At 71.5% G+C, this 18,210-nt stretch carries 17 protein-coding genes; 7 read left to right on the plus strand and 10 right to left on the minus strand.

Annotation, left to right across the window (positions count from 1 at the left end; genetic code table 11):
* Positions 1-10: 10 nt before the first annotated feature.
* On the plus strand, positions 11-805 hold the full coding sequence (locus ACFCXS_RS20755) for a metal-dependent hydrolase (protein WP_376644815.1): 795 nt from the start codon (positions 11-13) through the stop codon (positions 803-805).
* Positions 806-850: 45 nt separating this feature from the next.
* Here ACFCXS_RS20755 and ACFCXS_RS20760 read toward each other — a convergent pair whose 3' ends face one another.
* The 4 genes from ACFCXS_RS20760 to ACFCXS_RS20775 form a co-directional block, all read right to left on the minus strand.
* Positions 851-1,096, minus strand: coding sequence for a type B 50S ribosomal protein L31 (locus tag ACFCXS_RS20760; protein WP_376644816.1), 246 nt, complete (start codon positions 1,094-1,096; stop codon positions 851-853).
* A 35-nt stretch (positions 1,097-1,131) separates the two neighbouring features.
* On the minus strand, positions 1,132-1,602 hold the full coding sequence (locus ACFCXS_RS20765) for a DUF5709 domain-containing protein (RefSeq protein ID WP_376644817.1): 471 nt from the start codon (positions 1,600-1,602) through the stop codon (positions 1,132-1,134).
* A gap of 212 nt (positions 1,603-1,814) precedes the next feature.
* On the minus strand, positions 1,815-3,596 hold the full coding sequence (locus ACFCXS_RS20770) for an ABC transporter ATP-binding protein (protein WP_376644818.1): 1,782 nt from the start codon (positions 3,594-3,596) through the stop codon (positions 1,815-1,817).
* Positions 3,593-5,398: an ABC transporter transmembrane domain-containing protein gene (locus ACFCXS_RS20775; RefSeq protein WP_376644819.1), complete on the minus strand. Its 1,806-nt coding sequence runs from the start codon at positions 5,396-5,398 to the stop codon at positions 3,593-3,595. The genes ACFCXS_RS20770 and ACFCXS_RS20775 overlap by 4 nt, the downstream gene beginning before the upstream one ends.
* 401 nt (positions 5,399-5,799) lie before the next feature.
* Between ACFCXS_RS20775 and ACFCXS_RS20780 the strand changes: the two genes are divergently transcribed.
* The 3 genes from ACFCXS_RS20780 to ACFCXS_RS20790 all read left to right on the plus strand — a co-directional run bounded on the left by ACFCXS_RS20780 (position 5,800) and on the right by ACFCXS_RS20790 (position 9,858).
* Positions 5,800-6,531: a L,D-transpeptidase family protein gene (locus ACFCXS_RS20780; protein WP_376644820.1), complete on the plus strand. Its 732-nt coding sequence runs from the start codon at positions 5,800-5,802 to the stop codon at positions 6,529-6,531.
* Between the two features lie 96 nt (positions 6,532-6,627).
* Positions 6,628-8,232: a peptide-N4-asparagine amidase gene (locus tag ACFCXS_RS20785; RefSeq protein WP_376644821.1), complete on the plus strand. Its 1,605-nt coding sequence runs from the start codon at positions 6,628-6,630 to the stop codon at positions 8,230-8,232.
* A gap of 174 nt (positions 8,233-8,406) precedes the next feature.
* The gene (locus ACFCXS_RS20790; protein ID WP_376644822.1) at positions 8,407-9,858 is read left to right on the plus strand and encodes a cation:dicarboxylate symporter family transporter; all 1,452 of its coding nucleotides are present in this window, start codon (positions 8,407-8,409) and stop codon (positions 9,856-9,858) included.
* Between the two features lie 372 nt (positions 9,859-10,230).
* Here ACFCXS_RS20790 and ACFCXS_RS20795 read toward each other — a convergent pair whose 3' ends face one another.
* Positions 10,231-10,680: a MarR family winged helix-turn-helix transcriptional regulator gene (locus ACFCXS_RS20795; protein ID WP_376644823.1), complete on the minus strand. Its 450-nt coding sequence runs from the start codon at positions 10,678-10,680 to the stop codon at positions 10,231-10,233.
* 86 nt (positions 10,681-10,766) lie between these two features.
* Here ACFCXS_RS20795 and ACFCXS_RS20800 point away from each other — a divergent pair, with 86 nt between their 5' ends.
* Positions 10,767-12,569: an ABC transporter ATP-binding protein gene (locus tag ACFCXS_RS20800; protein ID WP_376644824.1), complete on the plus strand. Its 1,803-nt coding sequence runs from the start codon at positions 10,767-10,769 to the stop codon at positions 12,567-12,569.
* 43 nt (positions 12,570-12,612) lie between these two features.
* A complete protein-coding gene (gene mltG / locus ACFCXS_RS20805; protein WP_376644825.1) occupies positions 12,613-13,464 on the plus strand; it encodes an endolytic transglycosylase MltG in 852 nt (283 codons plus the stop codon).
* 21 nt (positions 13,465-13,485) lie between these two features.
* Here the strand turns inward: mltG and ACFCXS_RS20810 are convergent, their stop codons facing one another.
* The 5 genes from ACFCXS_RS20810 to ACFCXS_RS20830 form a co-directional block, all read right to left on the minus strand.
* Positions 13,486-14,562 (minus strand): NAD(P)-binding domain-containing protein, encoded by a 1,077-nt coding sequence (locus ACFCXS_RS20810; protein WP_376644995.1) that lies wholly within the window; start codon positions 14,560-14,562, stop codon positions 13,486-13,488.
* A 154-nt stretch (positions 14,563-14,716) separates the two neighbouring features.
* Complete coding sequence (locus ACFCXS_RS20815; protein ID WP_376644826.1) at positions 14,717-15,748, minus strand: ABC transporter substrate-binding protein; 1,032 nt, start codon at positions 15,746-15,748, stop codon at positions 14,717-14,719.
* A gap of 54 nt (positions 15,749-15,802) precedes the next feature.
* Positions 15,803-16,543, minus strand: coding sequence for an ABC transporter ATP-binding protein (locus ACFCXS_RS20820; RefSeq protein ID WP_376644827.1), 741 nt, complete (start codon positions 16,541-16,543; stop codon positions 15,803-15,805).
* On the minus strand, positions 16,516-17,385 hold the full coding sequence (locus ACFCXS_RS20825) for an ABC transporter permease (RefSeq protein WP_376644828.1): 870 nt from the start codon (positions 17,383-17,385) through the stop codon (positions 16,516-16,518). Before ACFCXS_RS20825 ends, ACFCXS_RS20820 begins: the two co-directional genes overlap by 28 nt.
* Before the next feature lie 129 nt (positions 17,386-17,514).
* A complete protein-coding gene (locus tag ACFCXS_RS20830) occupies positions 17,515-17,598 on the minus strand; it encodes a putative leader peptide (RefSeq protein ID WP_313884353.1) in 84 nt (27 codons plus the stop codon).
* Between the two features lie 124 nt (positions 17,599-17,722).
* On the opposite strand from ACFCXS_RS20830, the gene ACFCXS_RS20835 reads away from it, so the two are divergent.
* Positions 17,723-18,145, plus strand: a complete 423-nt coding sequence (locus ACFCXS_RS20835) for a YjbQ family protein (protein WP_344464665.1) — start codon at positions 17,723-17,725, stop codon at positions 18,143-18,145.
* Positions 18,146-18,210 lie beyond the last annotated feature (65 nt).

Raw genomic sequence — 18,210 nt, forward strand, 5'->3', positions numbered from 1 at the left:
GGCCACGGCCATGATGGGACCAGCACACTCTCTGTCGGGAGCCGCCGCCTGGCTCGGCGTCGGTGCGGCCGCTGCGGCAGCCGGCCACCCGATGCCCTGGCCGGTCCTTCTCGTCGGCGCTCTGATCTGCGCCGGAGCAGCCCTCGCCCCGGACCTCGACCACAAGGCGGCCACCATCTCCCGGTCCTTCGGGCCGGTGTCGCGCTGGCTGTGCGAGATCGTGGACAAGCTGTCGTACGCCGTCTACAAGGCCACCAAGAAGCAGGGCGACCCGCGCCGCTCCGGCGGGCACCGCACGCTGACGCACACCTGGCTGTGGGCGGTCCTGATCGGTGCGGGCACCTCGGTCGTGGCGATCACCAGCGACCGCTGGGGCGTGCTCGCGGTCCTCTTCGTGCACATGGTCCTGGCCATCGAGGGCCTGCTGTGGCGGGCGACGCGCGGCTCCAGCAGTGAGGTCCTGGTGTGGCTGCTGGCCGCGACCACCGCGTGGATCCTCGCGGGCATACTGGACAAACCGGGCAACGGTGCGGACTGGCTGTTCACGGCACCGGGCCAGGAGTACCTGTGGCTGGGACTGCCGGTGGTGCTGGGCGCGATCGTGCACGACATCGGGGACGCGCTCACCGTGTCCGGCTGCCCGATCCTGTGGCCCATCCCGGTGGGGCGCAAGCGCTGGTACCCGGTCGGGCCGCCGAAGGTCATGCGGTTCCGGGCGGGCAGCTGGGTCGAGCTGAAGGTGCTGATGCCGGTGTTCATGCTGCTCGGCGGGGTGGGCTGCGCGGCTGCGCTCAACTTCATCTGAGCGCAGCTCCGAGACACGTCTCAGGGTGCAGCCCCGAGACGTGTCTCAGCCGCCGCCGTAGCGCCGCTCGAACGCGGCGACCCGGCCCTCCGTGTCCACCGTGCGGGCCTTGCCCGTGTAGAAGGGGTGGCTCTCCGAGGAGATCTCCACGTCCACGACCGGGTAGGTCTCGCCGTCGTCCCACTCGATGGTCAGGTCACTGGTCGCGGTGGACCGGGTGAGGAACGCGTACCCGGCGGCGCGGTCGCGGAAGACGACGGGGTGGTAGTCGGGGTGCTCGTCCTGCTGCATGGATGCTCCTCGGGCGGCTCGGGCCGGTTCTGCGATCAGCCGGACAGGGTGTCCTCGTCGACGATGTGCACCGCGGCCTCCTCGGCCGACGCGGCGGCGCCGTCGATGCCCACGTCCATGGCGACCAGCGCCTCCTCCTCGTCCTCGTGGGCGCCCTCGTCGGGTGCCACGAGCCGGCCGGAGCGCTCGGCGCCGACCTCGTTGTCCAGGAGTTCCCCGTCGGTGCCCGCACAGTCCCCGAGGCCGTCACCGTCCGGGGCGGCGGCGTCCGGAAGCTCCTCGGAGAGCCGCTGGTCCAGTGTCTCGCCCTGCTGCCGCTCGGCCGCCGTCACCCCGAGGTGCTCGACGGCCCAGGGCCGCTCGGGAGGAGACCATCCCCGGTCGAGGGGATCTTCGACGCCGTCGTTCTCCAGGGTGTCCTCGGCGTCGAGCAGCCCCGTGTCCTCCCTCTGCTCGTCCTGGTCCGGCTGGTAGACGTCGTCTCCCCAGCCGTCGGAGCTGTTCACGGGTACCTCCCAGGGGGTGGGACGGGCCCGTTCTCACGGGGCCCGTGCCGGGCTGCCGCCACGGAGCACTGACGCCACCCGGACCACTGGTTCCCGGGCGTTCCCCGAGCCGGTGCCTGATTCCAGCCTTCCACCCCGGTTCGGGACTGCGCAACGCCAAGGACACGGCCACACCGCCCCCGAGGGGCGCGCCGCCTGGTACGACGAGGTGCTCACCCGTGCCAGGACCGCCACAGCGCCGCATACGCCCCGTCCGCCGCGACCAGCTCCTCGTGGCTGCCCAGCTCGCTGATCCGGCCGCTCTCGACGACGGCGATGACGTCGGCGTCGTGGGCCGTGTGCAGCCGGTGGGCGATGGCGACGACGGTGCGGCCGTCGAGGACCCGGGCCAGGGACCGTTCCAGGTTGCGGGCGGCGCGCGGATCGAGCAGGGACGTCGCCTCGTCCAGGACCAGCGTGTGCGGGTCGGCCAGCACCAGGCGGGCCAGCGCGATCTGCTGGGCCTGGGCCGGGGTGAGCGCCAGGCCGCCCGAGCCGACCTCGGTGTCCAGGCCGTCCTCCAGCGCCCGGGCCCAGCCGTCGGCGTCGACCGCTCCCAGCGCCGCCCACAGTTCGGCGTCGACCGCGCCGGTCCGCGCGAGCCGGAGGTTGTCGCGCAGGGAGCCCACGAAGACGTGGTGTTCCTGGTTGACCAGGGCCACGTGGGAGCGGACGTGCTCGGCGGGCATCCGGGACAGTTCGGCGCTGCCCAGGGTGATCCGGCCGTCCCGGGGCGCGTAGATCCCGGCGAGCAGCCGGCCCAGCGTGGACTTGCCCGCGCCCGACGGGCCGACCAGGGCCAGCCGGGTGCCGGGAGCGACCTCCAGGGACACCTTGCGCAGGACGTCGACGCCCTCGAGGTAGCCGAAGTGAACCCGGTCGGCGTGCACGTGTCGTCCCTCGGGGGCCACCGACGGATCCCCGGCGTCCGGCTCGATGTCCCGGACCCCGACGAGCCGGGCCAGCGACACCTGGGCCACCTGCAGCTCGTCGTACCAGCGCAGGATCATGCCCACCGGGTCGACCAGCATCTGGGCGATCAGCGCGCCGGTCGTCAGCTGGCCGACGTCGATCCACCCGTGCAGGGCGAACACACCGCCGATCATCAGGACCGACGCGAGCACGGTCACGTGGGTGACGTTGATGACCGGGAAGAGCACCGACCGCAGCCACAGCGTGTAGCGCTCCCAGGCCGTCCACTCGCGGATCCGCCGCTCGGACAGCGCGATGCGGCGCTCGCCGAGGCGATGGGCCTCGACGGTGCGCCCGGCGTCCACGGTCTCGGCGAGCGCGGCGGCCACGGCGGCGTACCCGGCGGCCTCGGAACGGTAGGCCGAGGGCGCCCGCCGGAAGTACCAGCGGCAGCCGACGATCAGCAGCGGCAGGGCGAGCAGCACGGCGAGCGCCAGCGGCGGCGCCGTGATCACCAGCCCGCCCATCAGCAGGAACACCCACACCACGCCGATCGACAGCTGCGGCACGGCCTCGCGCATGGCGTTGCCGAGGCGGTCGATGTCCGTCGTGATGCGCGACAGCAGGTCACCGGTCCCGGCCCGCTCCAGCACCCCGGGCGGCAGCCCGACCGACCGGACGAGGAAGTCCTCGCGCAGGTCGGCCAGCATCCGCTCGCCCAGCATCGCGCCGCGCAGGCGCACCTGACGGACGAACACGGCCTGGACGGCCAGTGCGGCCACGAAGAGCCCGGCCGTGAGCTCCAGCCGCAGGTTCCCGACGCCGTCGGACACCCGCTCCACCAGTCCGCCCAGCAGCCAGGGACCGGCCATCGAGGCGATCACTGCGGCGGTGTTGACGGCGACCAGCAGCAGGAACGCCCGCCGGTGCCGGCGCAGCAGTTCGGCCACGTAGGCGCGGACGGTCTCGGGGGCGCCGACGGGCAGGGTGTTCGCCGTTGTCGGGGCCGCCGGGTCGTACGCCGGTGGCGCGACGCCGATCATGCCTTCTCCTCGATCTCTTCCAGTTCCTGCAGGACGTCCTTCAGGGCGACGGAGCTGTTGAGCGCGGCCTCGTCGTCCGTCTCGCGGGTGACCACGGCCCGGTAGCGGGGCTCGGTCCGTACGAGTTCACGGTGGGCGCCGACCGCCAGGGCCTCGCCGTCGTGGAGGAACACCACCCGGTCGGCTCGGTCCAGCAGCAGCGGGGAGGAGGTGAACACCACGGTCGTGCGCCCCTCGCGCAACTCCCGCACGCCCTGCGCGATCCGGGCCTCGGTGTGCGAGTCGACGGCCGAGGTCGGCTCGTCGAGAACGAGCGCCTCCGGGTCCGTTACCAGCGACCGGGCGAGCGCGAGCCGCTGGCGCTGGCCACCGGACAGGGACCGGCCGCGTTCGGTGATGCGGGCGTCCATCGGGTCGGCCGCGTCCAGTGAGCCCTGCACGAGGGCCGCCAGCACGTCGTCGCACTGTGCGGCGGCCAGCGCCTCCCGCGGCGCCACCGCACCCGACGCGGGTACGTCGAGCAGCTCGCGCAGCGTGCCGGACAGCAGCACCGGGTCCTTGTCCTGGACGAGGACGGCCGTACGGGCGCTGTCCAGCGGGAGTTCGTCGAGCGGCACCCCGCCCAGCAGCACCGAGGTGCCCTCGTGGGACGGGTGTCCGCCCAGCCGCTCCGCCAGCAGGCCCGCGGCGTCCGGGTCGCCGCACACCACGGCCGTGAGCAGGCCGGCGGGCACGAGCAGTCCGGTCTCCGGGTCGTACAGGTCTCCCGAGGGGACCTCGGCCGCGCGTGATCCGGCGGTGTCCGTGGGCCGCTGGAGCGACAGCACTCCCGCGGCCCGTTTGGCGGACGGCCGGGAGAAGGAGTACGCCATGGCGATCTCCTCGAAGTGCCGCAGCGGATAGGTCAGGACCATGACCGAGCTGTAGACGGTGACCAGTTCACCGACGGTGATCCGGCCCTCGCGGGCGAGCCCCACGCCATACCAGACGACGGCGATGAGCAGCAGCCCGGGCAGCAGGACCTGGATCGCGGAGATCAGGGACCACATCCGGGCGCTGCGCACGGCGGCGTGGCGGACCTCCTGGGAGGCACTGCGGTAGCGGTCGAGGAACAGCTCCTCGCCGCCGATGCCCCGCAGCACACGCAGACCGGCGACGGTGTCCGAGGCCAGTTCGGTGGCCCGTCCGGCCTTCTCGCGCTGGGTGTCGGCACGCCGGGTGGCGCGGGGCAGCAGCGGCAGCACGGCGAGGGCCAGCGCGGGCAGTCCCACGGCGACGACCACGCCGAGCGCGGGCTGGTAGACGAGCAGGCCGATGCAGACCAGGACGACGGTGACCACGGCCGCGGTGAACCGGGACAGTGCCTCGACGAACCAGCCGATCTTCTCGACGTCACCCGTCGACACCGCCACCACTTCCCCGGCAGCCACCCGCCGGGTCAGGGCCGAACCCAGATGGGCGGTCTTGCGGGCGAGCAGTTGCTGGACGCGCGCGGCAGCGGTGATCCAGTTGGTGATCGCGGTGCGGTGCAGGAAGGTGTCCCCGACCGCGTTGCCGACGCAGGCCAGGGCCAGCAGGCCGCCCGCCAGGGCGAGCCGGGTACCGGAGCGGTCGACGACGGCCTGCACGGCGACCCCGACACAGAACGGCAGGGCGGCGACGGAGGCGAAGTGCAGCAGCCCCCAGCTCAGCGACTTGAGCTGACCGCCCAGCTGCTTCCGGAAGAGCCACCACAGGAATCGGGGGCCCGAACGCGCGTCCGGGACGCCCGGGTCGGGGTACGGAAGGTCTTGAATCTGCATGACGTCCCAGTGGCTCGTGTCAGGGGGCGAAGGGGTCGGGAGAGGGGAGGCAGGGGAGTGAGGGCGGCCGTCCGACGAGGGCAGCAAACCGTGACAGGTTCGCGTTGCGGCGCGGCCGGAGGCAAACGGTTTTCCCTCCACCGTGCGGAACCGGCCGTCCGAGGTGCGGAGCCGGCCGTCCGAGGTGCGGAGCCGGCCGTCCACCGTGCGGAAGCGGCCGTCCGCCTGCGCAACCGGGCCAAGCCGGGCAACAACTGGCTGTCCTGCGTGCACAACCGGGCGACTACCGGGCGGATGCGCCCCTCCGGCAAGCGCAACCGGCCGACAGCCGGATGCAACACGACTGCCCTGCACGCGACCTCAGGCCCGCCGTGCCCGCAGCGCGGTGCGACCATGGAGCGATGCACAGTGGTGGCGTACGACGAGCGGTGGCCGCGACCGCGGTCCTGGCCTCTTTCCTGACGGCTCTGTCCGCCTGCGGCGGCGCGAAGGACGGCGGCGGGACGGACGCCGCGCGCCCGGCCACCCGCCCGCACGCGGCCACGGCAGATCCGACCCGCATCCCCGGCGTCGGCGACCGGCTCCAGCAGCGGATCCCGTCCGGCTCCCGCCAGGTCGTCGCGGTCTACGGAAACGGGAAGGACTCCGCCGACTCCACGGTCGTCCTGTACACGAAGCACGGCTCCACCTGGCAGCGGCAGCGCGACTGGGCCGGGCACAACGGCAAGAAGGGCTGGACCACCGACCACCACGAGGACGACGACCGCAGCCCCGTGGGCGTGTTCACCCTCAGCGACGCGGGCGGCGTGCTGCCGGACCCGGGCTCCGGGCTCCCGTACACCCGCTCCGCCGCCTTCGCCGCCCCGCGCTGGTGGGCCAAGTCGCACTGGCACGACTTCGACTACGTCATCGCCATCGACTACAACCGCGTCAAGGGCACCCCGCCGAACGACCAGACCCGCCCCGAGGGCGAGAAGAAGGGGGGCGGGATCTGGCTGCACATGGACCACGGCAGCGGCACGTCGGCCTGCGTCAGCGTGCCCGAGTCGGCCATGAGGTACCTGCTGCGCACGCTCGACCCGGGACAGCGTCCCGTGGTGGTGATGGGGGACGGGGCGGACCTGGCGGCCTAGGGTCTGCTGCGAAGCGGCGCCCGGGCGACGGCGCCACCTCGCAACAGACCCCAGGCCTCATTGCGCGGGTGGCCGGCTCCCCGTAGAACACCGCTCATGAAGAGACGGATCGTCATGTCCATGCTTGCCGGAGCGACGCTTCTGGCGGGCACCCTGCTCGGCACCACTCCCGCCGGGGCGGCGGACGTCCCGGCCCGGGCGGCCGACGTCCCCGCCGAGTTCGGCACCGACTGGCACGACCCGGTCACGGCCGCGCCGCCCGTCGCGAAACCCGCCGGTAAGTCCTGCGAAGTCACCCTCGCCCGGGCACAGTTCCGGGACTTCACCCCGTATCGCGGCACCTACGTCCCGCCCGTCGGCTGCGGCGACCGCTGGAGCAAGGTGGTGCTGCGGCTCGACGGCAAGGTCAAGGGCCGCCAGTACGACCGGCTCGGCTACCTCCACGTCGGCGGCGTCGAGATCTTCCGGACGTCGACGCCGCAGCCCTCGCCCGAGGGCATCGAGTGGTCCGTGGAGAAGGACGTCACGCGTTACAGCGACACCTTCCACGGGAGCCGGGACGTCGAGATGCTCATCGGGAACGTCGTCGACGACACCTACACGGGCGTCCTGGACGTCAAGGTCACGCTGACGTTCTACCAGGGCCGCCCCGACCCGGAGAGCCCCGACCGGGTCCTCACCCTCGACAGCGGCTCGGCCCTCACCACCCCGCGCAACAGCGAGCGCATCCTCGCCGAGGTGTACGCGACCGGATCCGGTGGCGGCTGCGAGGAGTACTGGTATCTGACGGTGCCCGAACCGGCGCCCTACTCCTGCAAGGCCGGCCAAGGTCCTTACCGGGAGGTCCGGATCAGCGTGGACGGCAGGCTCGCCGGCATCGCCACACCGTTCCCGACGGTGTGGACCGGCGGCTGGTCCAACCCGTTCCTCTGGTACGTGATCCCCGGCCCACGCGCCTTCGACATCACACCGATCACCTACGACCTCACCCCCTTCGCCGGGATCCTCAACGACGGCCGGCCGCACCGCATCGAGGTCTCGGTGATCGGCGTGCCCGAGGGGCAGAGCGGCTGGAGCACGCCTGTGAACGTCCTCGTGTGGCAGGACGAGCAGCGCGAGCGGGTCACCGGGAAGCTCACCGCGCACACGGCGGAAGACCTCACCGACTCATCTGTGTACACGCCGGGTTCGGAGCACCGCGTGGACACCGAGGGCGCCCACCGGCTGACCGTCGGCGGCTATGTCGACACCTCGCACGGCCGCGTCAGGACCACCGTCAGCCGCTCGCTGACCGGCACCTCCACGCACCGCTGGACCGACGGCGAGACGCGTGACGCGCTCGAAGCCGTCTGGACCGACGACGAGTCGGTGACCGTCGGCGCACGCACCACACGCACCCACCGCAGCTACACGATGGACGGTACGACCACCCTCGGCGCGGGCGACCGGCTGCGCACGGTGCTGAAGCTCGGCGACCGCGCCACCGTCGTCGCGACGAACGGCGGGCGGCGCACCGCATGGTCACGGCTCGACAACGGCTACACGGGCGACGCGACCTACACGGCGAACGTGCCGCGCGACCAGCGCCACGCGGTCGGCACCACGAGCGAGCGCTACCGGCTGTACGGCTCGCGCGGCTGCTACGACCGCACTCTGACCGCGGTGCAGGGGGTGCTCACGGAGGACCGCGGCCGATGCTGAGGTGAACGATGGGGCGCGTGTGATCTGTGTCACTTAAGGCACTTTTACTTGGCCGAAACGTTGCGGTCTTGTGCGCGATCAAGACAGCCTCCAGAGTGTTCGGAAACGGAAGCCGCTTTCCGTATCACAGAAGTCCCCTCCGGCTTCTGTGCGCCCCGTCCTCTAGGAGGCTTCGTGCCGCCGTCTGTACCGTCCCTCTCGCGACGCGTCGCACGCACCCTACGTACCTCGCTTTTCGCGCAGGTTTCCTGCGCGCTCGTCCTCGGAATCGTCGTCGGAAAGCTGTGGCCGGACACGGCCACGGCTCTCCAGCCGCTCGGCGACGGTTTCACCCGGCTCATCAAGACAGTGATCTCGCCGCTGGTGTTCTGCGTGGTCGTCGTCGGCATCGCCAAGGCCGGTGACCTGAAGGCCTTCGGCCGGATCGGGGTGAAGGCCCTCATCTGGTTCGAGATCGCCTCCACGGCCGCCCTGGTCATCGGTCTCGTCACCGCCAACGTCGTCGGCCCGGGCAAGGGCATGAACGTCGACCCCTCCTCGCTGGACGCCGCGGCGGTCGACCAGACGACGGGCGGTGGTCATCTGCCCACCACGACCGAGTTCGTCCTGAACGCGCTGCCCCAGAGTTTCGTCGGCGCCTTCGCGGAGAACGAACTGCTCCAAGTCCTCATCCTGGCCTGCCTGGTGGGCGCCGCGCTGCTGCACCTCGGGCACACGAAGGTGCCGAAGATCCTGCCCGCGATCGAGCAGGCCCAGGAGATCATCTTCGCGGTCGTCGGCTTCATCATGCGGCTGGCCCCGCTCGCCGTCTTCGGTGCGATGGCCCACCTGGTCGGCAACTACGGCCTGGGCGTGATGAGGACGTACGCCAAGCTCATCGTGCTCTGCTACGTGGCCGCGGCGCTGTTCGTCGCGCTGCTCGCCGTCGCCCTGAAGGCCGTCACCGGGCTCAGCCTCTGGAAGTTCCTGCGCTACATCCGCGAGGAGATGCTGCTCGCGCTCGGCACCGCGTCCACCGAGTCGGTGATGCCCCGCGTCATGCAGAAGCTGCGCCGGGCCGGCGCCCGCGACGACGCCGTGGGGCTGGTGCTCCCCACCGGCTACTCCTTCAACCTCGACGGCGCCTCGCTGTACCTGTCCATCGGCACGCTGTTCATCGCCCAGGCGGTGGGCGTGGACCTCAGTATCGGCCAGCAGATCACGGTCGTGCTGGTGCTGATGCTGACCAGCAAGGGCATGGCCGGCATTCCGGGGTCGGCGTTCCTCGCGCTGTCCGCGACCGCCTCGTCCCTCGGGGCGATCCCCGCCGGAGCCGTCGCGTTGCTGCTCGGCGTGGACCGCATCATGGACTCGATGCGCGTCGTCACGAACCTGCTCGGCAACTGCGTCGCCGTCTTCGCGGTGTCCCGCTGGGAGGGTGCCCTGGACATCGACCGGGCGAAGAAGACGCTTGACGGGGAGGACACCCCGGCACCGGATGACGCCGGGAAGGGTGTCGCCCCTGGTGCGGAAGACGCCTCCGAGCCGGTCCACACCCCGAAGGGCGCCGACGCCGGGACGCCGGTGCCGGACATTCCGGCCCAGAAGACCGAGGAACTCAAGGAGCCCGCTCCCGAGGCCGGTTGACCCGAACGGCAACGGGCCGCGGTACCGCACAGGCAGGACGAGCGGTGCCCGCGGCCCGCTGTCGTGTTCCCGCCGGCCGTCTGGGTGGTGCCCGCGGCCCGCTGTCGTGTTCCCGTCGGCCGTCTGGGTGGTGCCCGCGGCCCGCTGTCGTGTTCCCGTCGGCCGTCTGGGTGGTGTCGGTGGCCGCTGGCGTGTTCCCGTCGGCCGTCTGGGTGGTGTCGGTGGCCGCTGGCGTGTTCCCGTCGGCCGTCTGGGTGGTGTCCGTGCCCGCTGCCTTGTTCCCGCCGGCCGTCTGGGCTGTGCCGGTGCCCGCTGCGCTGCTCCCGCCGCCCGTCCGGGTCGCGCCGGGCGCGTTGTCGTGTTTGCCGACCGTCAGCAGGACTGCACGGGCGTCCCGTCGATCAGCGTGTCCAGCAGATCACCGAGCGCCTCCCGCTGATCCTCCGTCAGTGGCGCGAGGATCTCCTCCGCGGCCGACCTCCGCGCCGCGCGCAGCTCGCGCAGCGCGCTCCTGCCTTCGTCCGTCAGCTCGATGCGGATCACCCGCCGGTTCGCCGGGTCCGGGACCCGCCGCACCTTGCCGCTCGCCTCCAGGCCGTCGACCAGCGTCGTCACCGCCCGCGGCACCACCTCCAGGCGCTCGGCCAGATCGGCCATACGCGGCGGCGAGCCCCAGTGCGCGAGCGTGCGCAGCAGCCGGGACTGGGCCGGGGTGATACCGAGCTCCCGATGCTCCAGATGGCGCTTCTGGATGCGGTGCACCCGGCGGGTGAGCCGCAGCAACTGCTCGGCGAGCAGACTGTCGGGATCGGGCGTGGTCATGCGGGAACAATATCAGGATGCAGTTCATTGTGAGCATAGGTGACAATGAGCTGTGATCCGATCCGCCGCATCCCTCGTAGGAGCCCATGCATCCCGACCGTGAAGCCTCCTGGACCCCGCCGGCCGACTCCAAGGAGCAGCCCCGGCAGGTCCGCCGCATCCTCGGCCTCTTCCGTCCCTACCGGGGCCGCCTCGCGATCGTCGGCCTGCTGGTCGGCGCCGCGTCCCTGGTCTCGGTCGCCACGCCCTTCCTGCTGAAGGAGATCCTGGACGTCGCGATCCCCGAAGGGCGCACGGGCCTGCTCAGCCTGCTCGCCCTCGGCATGATCCTCAGCGCCGTCCTCACCAGCGTCTTCGGGGTCCTGCAGACCCTGATCTCCACGACCGTCGGACAGCGCGTCATGCACGACCTGCGCACCGCCGTCTACGGCCGGCTCCAGCGCATGTCCCTGGCCTTCTTCACCCGCACCCGCACGGGCGAGGTGCAGTCCCGCATCGCCAACGACATCGGCGGTATGCAGGCCACCGTCACCTCCACCGCGACCTCCCTGGTCTCCAACGTCACCAGCGTGGTCGCCACCGTTGTCGCGATGATCGCCCTCGACTGGCGCCTGACGGTCGTCTCCCTGCTGTTGCTGCCGGTGTTCGTGTGGATCAGCCGCCGGGTCGGCAACGAACGCCGGAAGATCACCACCCAGCGCCAGAAGCAGATGGCCGCCATGGCCGCCACCGTCACCGAGTCGCTCTCCGTCAGCGGCATCCTGCTCGGCCGCACGATGGGCCGCTCCGACTCGCTGACGAAGTCCTTCGCCGACGAGTCCGAGGAGCTCGTCGACCTGGAGGTGCGGTCGAACATGGCCGGCCGGTGGCGCATGGCCGTCATCACGATCGTCATGGCCGCCCTGCCCGCCGTCATCTACTGGACCGCGGGCATGGCCCTCCAGCTGGGCGGCCCCGCGGTCTCCATCGGCACGATCGTCGCGTTCGTCTCGCTCCAGCAGGGCCTGTTCCGCCCGGCCGTGAGCCTGCTGTCGACCGGGGTGCAGATCCAGACCTCGCTCGCCCTGTTCCAGCGCATCTTCGAGTACCTCGACCTTCCGATCGACATCACCGAGCGCCCCGACCCGGTCCGCCTCGACCGCGTCAAGGGCGAGGTCCGCTTCGAGAACGTGTCCTTCGGCTACGACGACAAGGGCGGCCCGGTTCTCGACGGCATCGACCTCACCGTCCCGGCCGGCGGCAGCCTCGCCGTCGTCGGCCCCACGGGCGCCGGCAAGTCCACCCTCGGCTACCTCGTGCCCCGGCTCTACGACGTCACCGGCGGCCGCGTCACCCTGGACGGGACCGACGTCCGCGACCTCGACTTCGACACCCTGGCACGCGCGGTCGGCGTCGTCTCGCAGGAGACGTACCTCTTCCACGCCTCGGTCGCCGAGAACCTGCGCTTCGCCAAGCCCGACGCCACCGACGAGGAGCTTCACCAGGCGGCGAAGGCGGCGCAGATCCACGACCACATCGCGGCCCTGCCCGACGGCTACGACACCGTCGTCGGCGAGCGCGGCCACCGCTTCTCCGGAGGTGAGAAGCAGCGGCTGGCCATCGCCCGCACCATCCTGCGCGACCCGCCGGTCCTCATCCTCGACGAAGCCACCAGCGCGCTGGACACCCGGACCGAGGCGGCCGTCCAGGGCGCCATCGACGCCCTGTCGGCCGACCGCACCACCCTCACCATCGCCCACCGGCTCTCGACCGTGCGCGGGGCCGACCAGATCCTGGTCCTCGACGCGGGCCGCGCGGTCGAACGCGGTACGCACGAGGACCTCATGGAGGAGGGCGGCCGGTACGCGGCACTCGTACGCCGGGACGCCCAACTGGAGCCGACAAGATGAAAATATGCCGGGTTTATGGCGATGTGGGGGTTACCGTGCCCGCATGGAGAAGAACACTCCGCCACGGAGCACGATTCGACTGACGCGCAGGGGCCGCATCGCCCTCGTCGCGACCGGAGCCGTCGTGGTCGGTACCGCCGTGGCGGTGCCGCTGCTGACCCTGGGGGCCCGGACCGCGAAGGAGAGCCGGCCCACGACCCTGGTCATCCCGGAGGGCCGGCGCGCGAGCCAGGTATACGCGGCCGTCGACAAGGCCCTCGCCCTGCCGGCCGGCAGCACGAAGAAGTCCCTGGACAAGGCCGCGCTGAAACTGCCCAACGACGCCGAGGGCAATCCGGAGGGCTACCTCTTCCCGGCGACTTACCAGATCCGGGAGACGACCACTCCGGACAAGCTCCTCGCGCTCATGGTCGACACCGCGAACGAGAAGTTCAACGGTGCGCCCATCGCCGCCGGGGCGCAGCGCAATGCCATGAACGTGTACCAGGCCGTCACCATCGCGAGCATCGTCCAGGCCGAGGCCGCCACCAGGGCCGACATGGGGAAGGTGGCCCGGGTCATCTTCAACCGCCTCGAACGCGGTATGCCCCTGCAGATGGACTCCACCATCAACTACGCCCTCAATCGCTCCTCCCTCCGCACGACGGAGAGCGACACCCGGATCGAGAGCCCCTACAACTCGTACCAGCGCATGGGCCTGCCTCCCACGCCGATCGGCAGCCCGGGCGAGGAGGCGATGCGCGCGGCCGTCAACCCGACCGCGGGCAACTGGCTGTACTTCGTCACCGTCCGCCCGGGCGACACCCGGTTCACGGCGGACTACCAGCAACACCAGCGCGACGTCGCGGAGTTCAACGCGCAGAGCAGGAAGAGCAAGTCCCCGGCGGCCGGGTGACCACCCCGTGGCCCCGCCCGGTCATGCCGCGGCCGGCTCGCGGAAAAGCAGTCGCCTGATGTCCCGCACGGCCGCGCGTCCGGCCCGGTTGGCCCCGATGGTGCTGGCCGAAGGACCGTAGCCGACGAGGTGGATGCGGGGATCGGAGGCCGCGTGCGTGCCTTCCATACGGATGCCGCCGCCGGGGGCGCGCAGCCGGAGCGGGGCGAGGTGGTCGATCGCGGCGCGGAAGCCGGTGGCCCAGAGGATGACGTCGGCGTCGAGGCGGCGACCGTCGGTCCACTCGGCACCGGTGGGAGTGATCCGGTCGAACATCGGCTGCCGGTCGAGCACCCCGTCCTCGATGCCCTGCCGGATCACGGCGTTGAGCGGCAGGCCGGTGACCGAGACGACACTGCGGGGCGGCAGTCCCTGCCGTACCCGCTCCTCGACGAGCGCCACCGCCGCGCGGCCCGCGTCCTCGTCGAAGGGCCCCTCCCGGAAGACGGGCGGGCGCCGTGTGACCCAGGTGGTGGCCGACGCGTACGAGGCGATCTCCAGCAGGTGCTGGGTGCCGGAGGCGCCGCCGCCGACCACCACGACACGCTGCCCGGCGAACTCCTCGGGCCCGGGGTACTGCGCGGTGTGCAACTGCCGTCCCCGGAAGGTCTCCTGGCCCGGATAACGCGGCCAGAACGGCCGGTCCCAGGTGCCGGTCGCGTTGATCAGCGCCCGGGCCGACCACACGCCGTCCGAGGTCTCCACGAGCAACCGTCCGCCCGGCCCTTCCCGCACGGCCCGTACGTCCACCGGGCGCCTGACCCGCAGGTCGAAGGTCTGTTCGTAGCGGTCGAAGTACGCGCTGATCACCTCGGCCGACGGCCGTGACGGGTCCGCGTCCGTGAGGTCCATGCCCGGCAGCGCGTGCATACCGTGCACCTTGCCGTACGTCAGCGACGGCCAGCGGAACTGCCAGGCGCCGCCGGGACCGGGGGAGTGGTCCAGCACGACGAAGTCGCGGTCCGGCTCGAAACCGGAGCGCCGCAGGTAATAGGCGCCGGCCAGACCGGCCTGACCTGCGCCTATGACGACTACCTCGACCTCGCGTGTGTTGTTCACATTTCTACTAACCGTGGCGGGGTGAGGGATCTTCCCGCCGAGGATCTTCCCACCTAGGATCATGCCGCCACGGATCTTCTCGCAGTGACTCTTCCTGCCGGGCGACCCCGCGTGGTCCCCCGGGGCCGGCGGTGGGGGGCCGGCCCCGGCTGCCTCACGAACCGGTGGAAGGGCGTGCCTGTGTCGTCGACGGCGGCAGGCCGTCGTTGAAGCGCGTGTCCGTGAACTCGGCGAAGTCGACCTTGCGCGGGATGAGCTTCAACGCCGTGAAGGTGTCGGCGATCTCCTGCTCGGAGGCGATCAGCGGCTTGTCGACGGCGACCGCGATCCGGGTCGTGTAGGTGCGCTTCACAGCGGCCAGCGCCACGTCCTTCGGGAGCCCGGTGTCCTCGGCCCAGACCTTCGCCCACTCCTCCTCGTGGTCGTACACCCAGGTGTAGGCGCGCCGCAGCCGCTCCAGGTAGTCCTTGAGGGCGGCTGCCTTCTTCTTGTCCTTCAGCGCTGACGGGGCCGCCACCTGGAAGGTGTGCCCGTTCGTCACACCGTCGCCGTCGGTCAGCACCCGCCCCTGCTTGCCCTGGAGGATCTGTGAGGTGTACGGGTCCCACACCGCCCACGCGTCGACCTTGCCGGACGTGAACGCCGCCAGGGCGTCGGCCGGCTGGAGGTACTTGACCTTGACGTCGCTCAGCTTCAGTCCGGCCCTCTTCAGGGAGGCGACCAGCTGGAAGTGCGCGGAGGAACCCTGCGCGACGGCCACGGACCTGCCCTTGAGCTGCTCGGGGCTCTTGAGGGGGGAGTCGTTCGGGACGAGGATCGTGTCGCCCTTGGACGTGCCGTGCCAGGCCGCCACCACCTTGATCTTCGAACCGGCACCGGCCGCGAAGACCGGCGGGGTGTTGCCCACGCCTCCGGTGTCCACGGCCCCGGCGTTGATGGCCTCCAGCAGCGGCGGGCCGGAGGTGAACGTCGACCACTTGATCTTGTAGTCCAGGTTCTTCAGTTCCCCGGCGGCCCGCAGGATGGCCTCCGAACCACCCTTCTGGTCACCGACGTTCAGCGTCACGGAGCCCTTGCCGTCGACGCGGCCGTCCGACGTGCCGGCTGCCGACGTGCCGCCGCAGGCCGTGAGCAGCAGGGCGAGGGGGAGGAGCAGGGCGGCGGGGGAGAGGCGTCGTCGTCGCATGGTGGTTCCGTTCGTGTGGGTGGTACGGGGCGTACGGGTGGTACGCGGGGAGGGTCAGGCGGCTTCGGCGGCCGTCGCCTCGACGCCGAGGCGTTCGAGGAGACCGGCGCGCAGGGCGGCGAAGCGGGGGTCGGCGATGTCGCGGGGGCGGTCCAGGTCGATGCGCTGTTCGTGGGCGATGACCCCGCGGTCCATCACCAGGACGCGGTCGGCGAGCAGTACGGCCTCCTCGACGTCATGGGTGACGAGGAGCACCGCACAGCCGCGGCGCTGCCACAACTCGCCCACGAGCCGCTGGGCCTTGATCCTGGTGAGGGCGTCGAGCGCGCCGAACGGCTCGTCGAGCAGCAGCAGATCGGGTTCGCGCACCAACGCCCGGGCCAGGGAGGCGCGTTGTGCCTCGCCACCGGAGAGGGTCTTGGGCCAGGCGTCCGTGCGGTGGCCGAGGCCGACCTCGTCCAGGGCGTGCTCGGCGACGGCGCGTTCGGGCTTGCCCGGCAGGCCGAGCAGCACGTTGCGCCACACCTTCTTCCACGGCATCAGCCGCGGTGCCTGGAAGGCGACGGCCTTGCGGCGGGGCACCAGCACGGTGCCCTCGATGTCACGGTCGAGCCCGGCGAGGATGCGCAGCAGCGTCGACTTTCCGCAGCCGCTGCGGCCGAGCAGGGCCACGAACTCGCCCGGCCGGACGTCCAGCCGCAGGTCGTCGATGACGGCCCGGCCGTCGAACGAACGGGTGAGGCCCTCGACGTGGACCGCCTGGGGGGTCACCGGCCGGTGAACGTCGGTCGCCATTGCAGCAGCACCTTTTCGAGAGAGCGGACGATGAAGTCGGCGAGCAGGCCGAGGAAGGCGTAGACGACGAGGCAGACCACGATGACGTCGGTCCGCAGGAAGTCCCGCGCCTGCACCATCAGGAACCCGATGCCGGAGTCGGCGTTGACCTGCTCCGCGAAGACCAGCGCCAGCCAGGCGATGCCGAGCGAGTAGCGCAGGCCCGTCATGGCGCTCGGCAGGGCACCGGGCAGGACGACGTGCCGCACCAGGCCCCATCGCGACAGTCCGAGGGACTCGCCGGCCTCGATCAACTGGGCGTCCACGCCCCGGATCCCGGCGTAGACGTTGAGGTAGAGCGGGAAGGTCACGCCGAGCGTGATGATGGCGATCTTGGGGGCCTCGCCGATGCCGAACCAGATGATGAACAGCGGGATGAGCCCCACGAACGGCACGGTCCGCAGCATCTGCACGGGTGCGTCCACGAGGTCCTCACCGATCCGGAACAGGCCTGAGAGCAGGGCGAGTCCGGTGCCGACGACCAGGCCGAGCAGCAGCCCTCCGGCGACCCGCTGGAGGGAGGTGCCCATGGCCGTGGGCAGTGAACCGTCGGCCAGCATGTCTGCGGCGACCCGGGCGATCCGGGTGGGTGAGGCGAGCACTTCGGGGGGCAACGCGCCGGTGATGCTGAGGAGTTGCCACAACAGCAGCAGCAGTACCGGGCCGGTGGTGCGGCGCAGCCAGCGCGGGACGCGGGCGCGGCGGGAAGACGAGGGGACGAGGGGCTGGAGGTCGAGATCGGAAACCGATACAGGCGAAATATCGGTTTCTTCGGACACGGGCGGGGCATGGCTGATGCTCATGAGTGATCCACGGGGGAGAGCGCGGGCCGGGGGAAGCTCGCCTCGCCGCCGCCGTGCCCTGCGATCAGGAGCGACCGGCGGACAGGCGGAACGAAGGCGAGGAAGCGGGAATCGAGGAGGAGAAGGGCGTCAGCGACCGCGGCGACACGCGGCGGAGGCCACCCGCAGCAGGTCGATGTGACCGCGCGTGGTGAGCAGGGCTGAACGCAACATGCGGCCGAACCTAGCGAGCTGGCATGCGCACGGTCAACGACGTCTCGATCAGTGGGACGCCCGTATCGCCACCCGGCCCGGCCGGGTCAGCGGAACATCCGGCGCGTGCGTCAGGATGGAGGGCATGTCAGATGTCTTCACCACCCGAGTTCTGAACGTCAGCACCGGTGCCGCCGAGCGGGTCCTCGACATCACCGGCGACTGCGAGTCCTTCCTGCGAGAGGCGGCGGCCGGTCGCGACGGCCTCCTCAACGTCTTCGTCCCGCACGCGACGGCCGGCATCGCCGTCCTGGAGACCGGCGCCGGCAGCGACGACGACCTCCTGGCCGCGCTGCACAGCCTGCTGCCCGCCGACGACCGCTGGCAGCACCGGCACGGCAGCCCCGGCCACGGCCGCGACCACGTCCTGCCCGCCCTCGTCCCGCCCCACGCGACCCTTCCCGTGCTGGGCGGCCGGCTGGAACTCGGCACCTGGCAGTCGGTCTGCCTGGTGGACACCAACAAGGACAACCCGGAACGGAAGGTGCGCCTGAGTTTCCTGGGGTGAGGGCGGTCCGCCGCCCCGGTTCCCGGCCGCCGGTCCCGCCGTGACCCCGGCGCGCCGTGACGCCC

Origin of the sequence: Streptomyces sp. NPDC056373 (genome assembly GCF_042262425.1) — a bacterium.
Taxonomy (GTDB): Bacteria; Actinomycetota; Actinomycetes; order Streptomycetales; family Streptomycetaceae; genus Streptomyces.

What these genes read in the sequence shown, in the direction of transcription:
- ACFCXS_RS20755 (WP_376644815.1), top strand. Translation starts at nt 11, where the DNA reads ATGATGGGACCAGCACACTCTCTGTCGGGAGCCGCCGCCTGGCTCGGC.
- ACFCXS_RS20760 (WP_376644816.1), bottom strand. Translation starts at nt 1,096, where the DNA reads ATGCAGCAGGACGAGCACCCCGACTACCACCCCGTCGTCTTCCGCGAC.
- ACFCXS_RS20770 (WP_376644818.1), bottom strand. Translation starts at nt 3,596, where the DNA reads ATGATCGGCGTCGCGCCACCGGCGTACGACCCGGCGGCCCCGACAACG.
- ACFCXS_RS20775 (WP_376644819.1), bottom strand. Translation starts at nt 5,398, where the DNA reads ATGCAGATTCAAGACCTTCCGTACCCCGACCCGGGCGTCCCGGACGCG.
- ACFCXS_RS20780 (WP_376644820.1), top strand. Translation starts at nt 5,800, where the DNA reads ATGCACAGTGGTGGCGTACGACGAGCGGTGGCCGCGACCGCGGTCCTG.
- ACFCXS_RS20785 (WP_376644821.1), top strand. Translation starts at nt 6,628, where the DNA reads ATGAAGAGACGGATCGTCATGTCCATGCTTGCCGGAGCGACGCTTCTG.
- ACFCXS_RS20795 (WP_376644823.1), bottom strand. Translation starts at nt 10,680, where the DNA reads ATGACCACGCCCGATCCCGACAGTCTGCTCGCCGAGCAGTTGCTGCGG.
- ACFCXS_RS20800 (WP_376644824.1), top strand. Translation starts at nt 10,767, where the DNA reads ATGCATCCCGACCGTGAAGCCTCCTGGACCCCGCCGGCCGACTCCAAG.
- mltG (WP_376644825.1), top strand. Translation starts at nt 12,613, where the DNA reads ATGGAGAAGAACACTCCGCCACGGAGCACGATTCGACTGACGCGCAGG.
- ACFCXS_RS20815 (WP_376644826.1), bottom strand. Translation starts at nt 15,748, where the DNA reads ATGCGACGACGACGCCTCTCCCCCGCCGCCCTGCTCCTCCCCCTCGCC.
- ACFCXS_RS20820 (WP_376644827.1), bottom strand. Translation starts at nt 16,543, where the DNA reads ATGGCGACCGACGTTCACCGGCCGGTGACCCCCCAGGCGGTCCACGTC.
- ACFCXS_RS20825 (WP_376644828.1), bottom strand. Translation starts at nt 17,385, where the DNA reads ATGAGCATCAGCCATGCCCCGCCCGTGTCCGAAGAAACCGATATTTCG.
- ACFCXS_RS20830 (WP_313884353.1), bottom strand. Translation starts at nt 17,598, where the DNA reads ATGTTGCGTTCAGCCCTGCTCACCACGCGCGGTCACATCGACCTGCTG.
- ACFCXS_RS20835 (WP_344464665.1), top strand. Translation starts at nt 17,723, where the DNA reads ATGTCAGATGTCTTCACCACCCGAGTTCTGAACGTCAGCACCGGTGCC.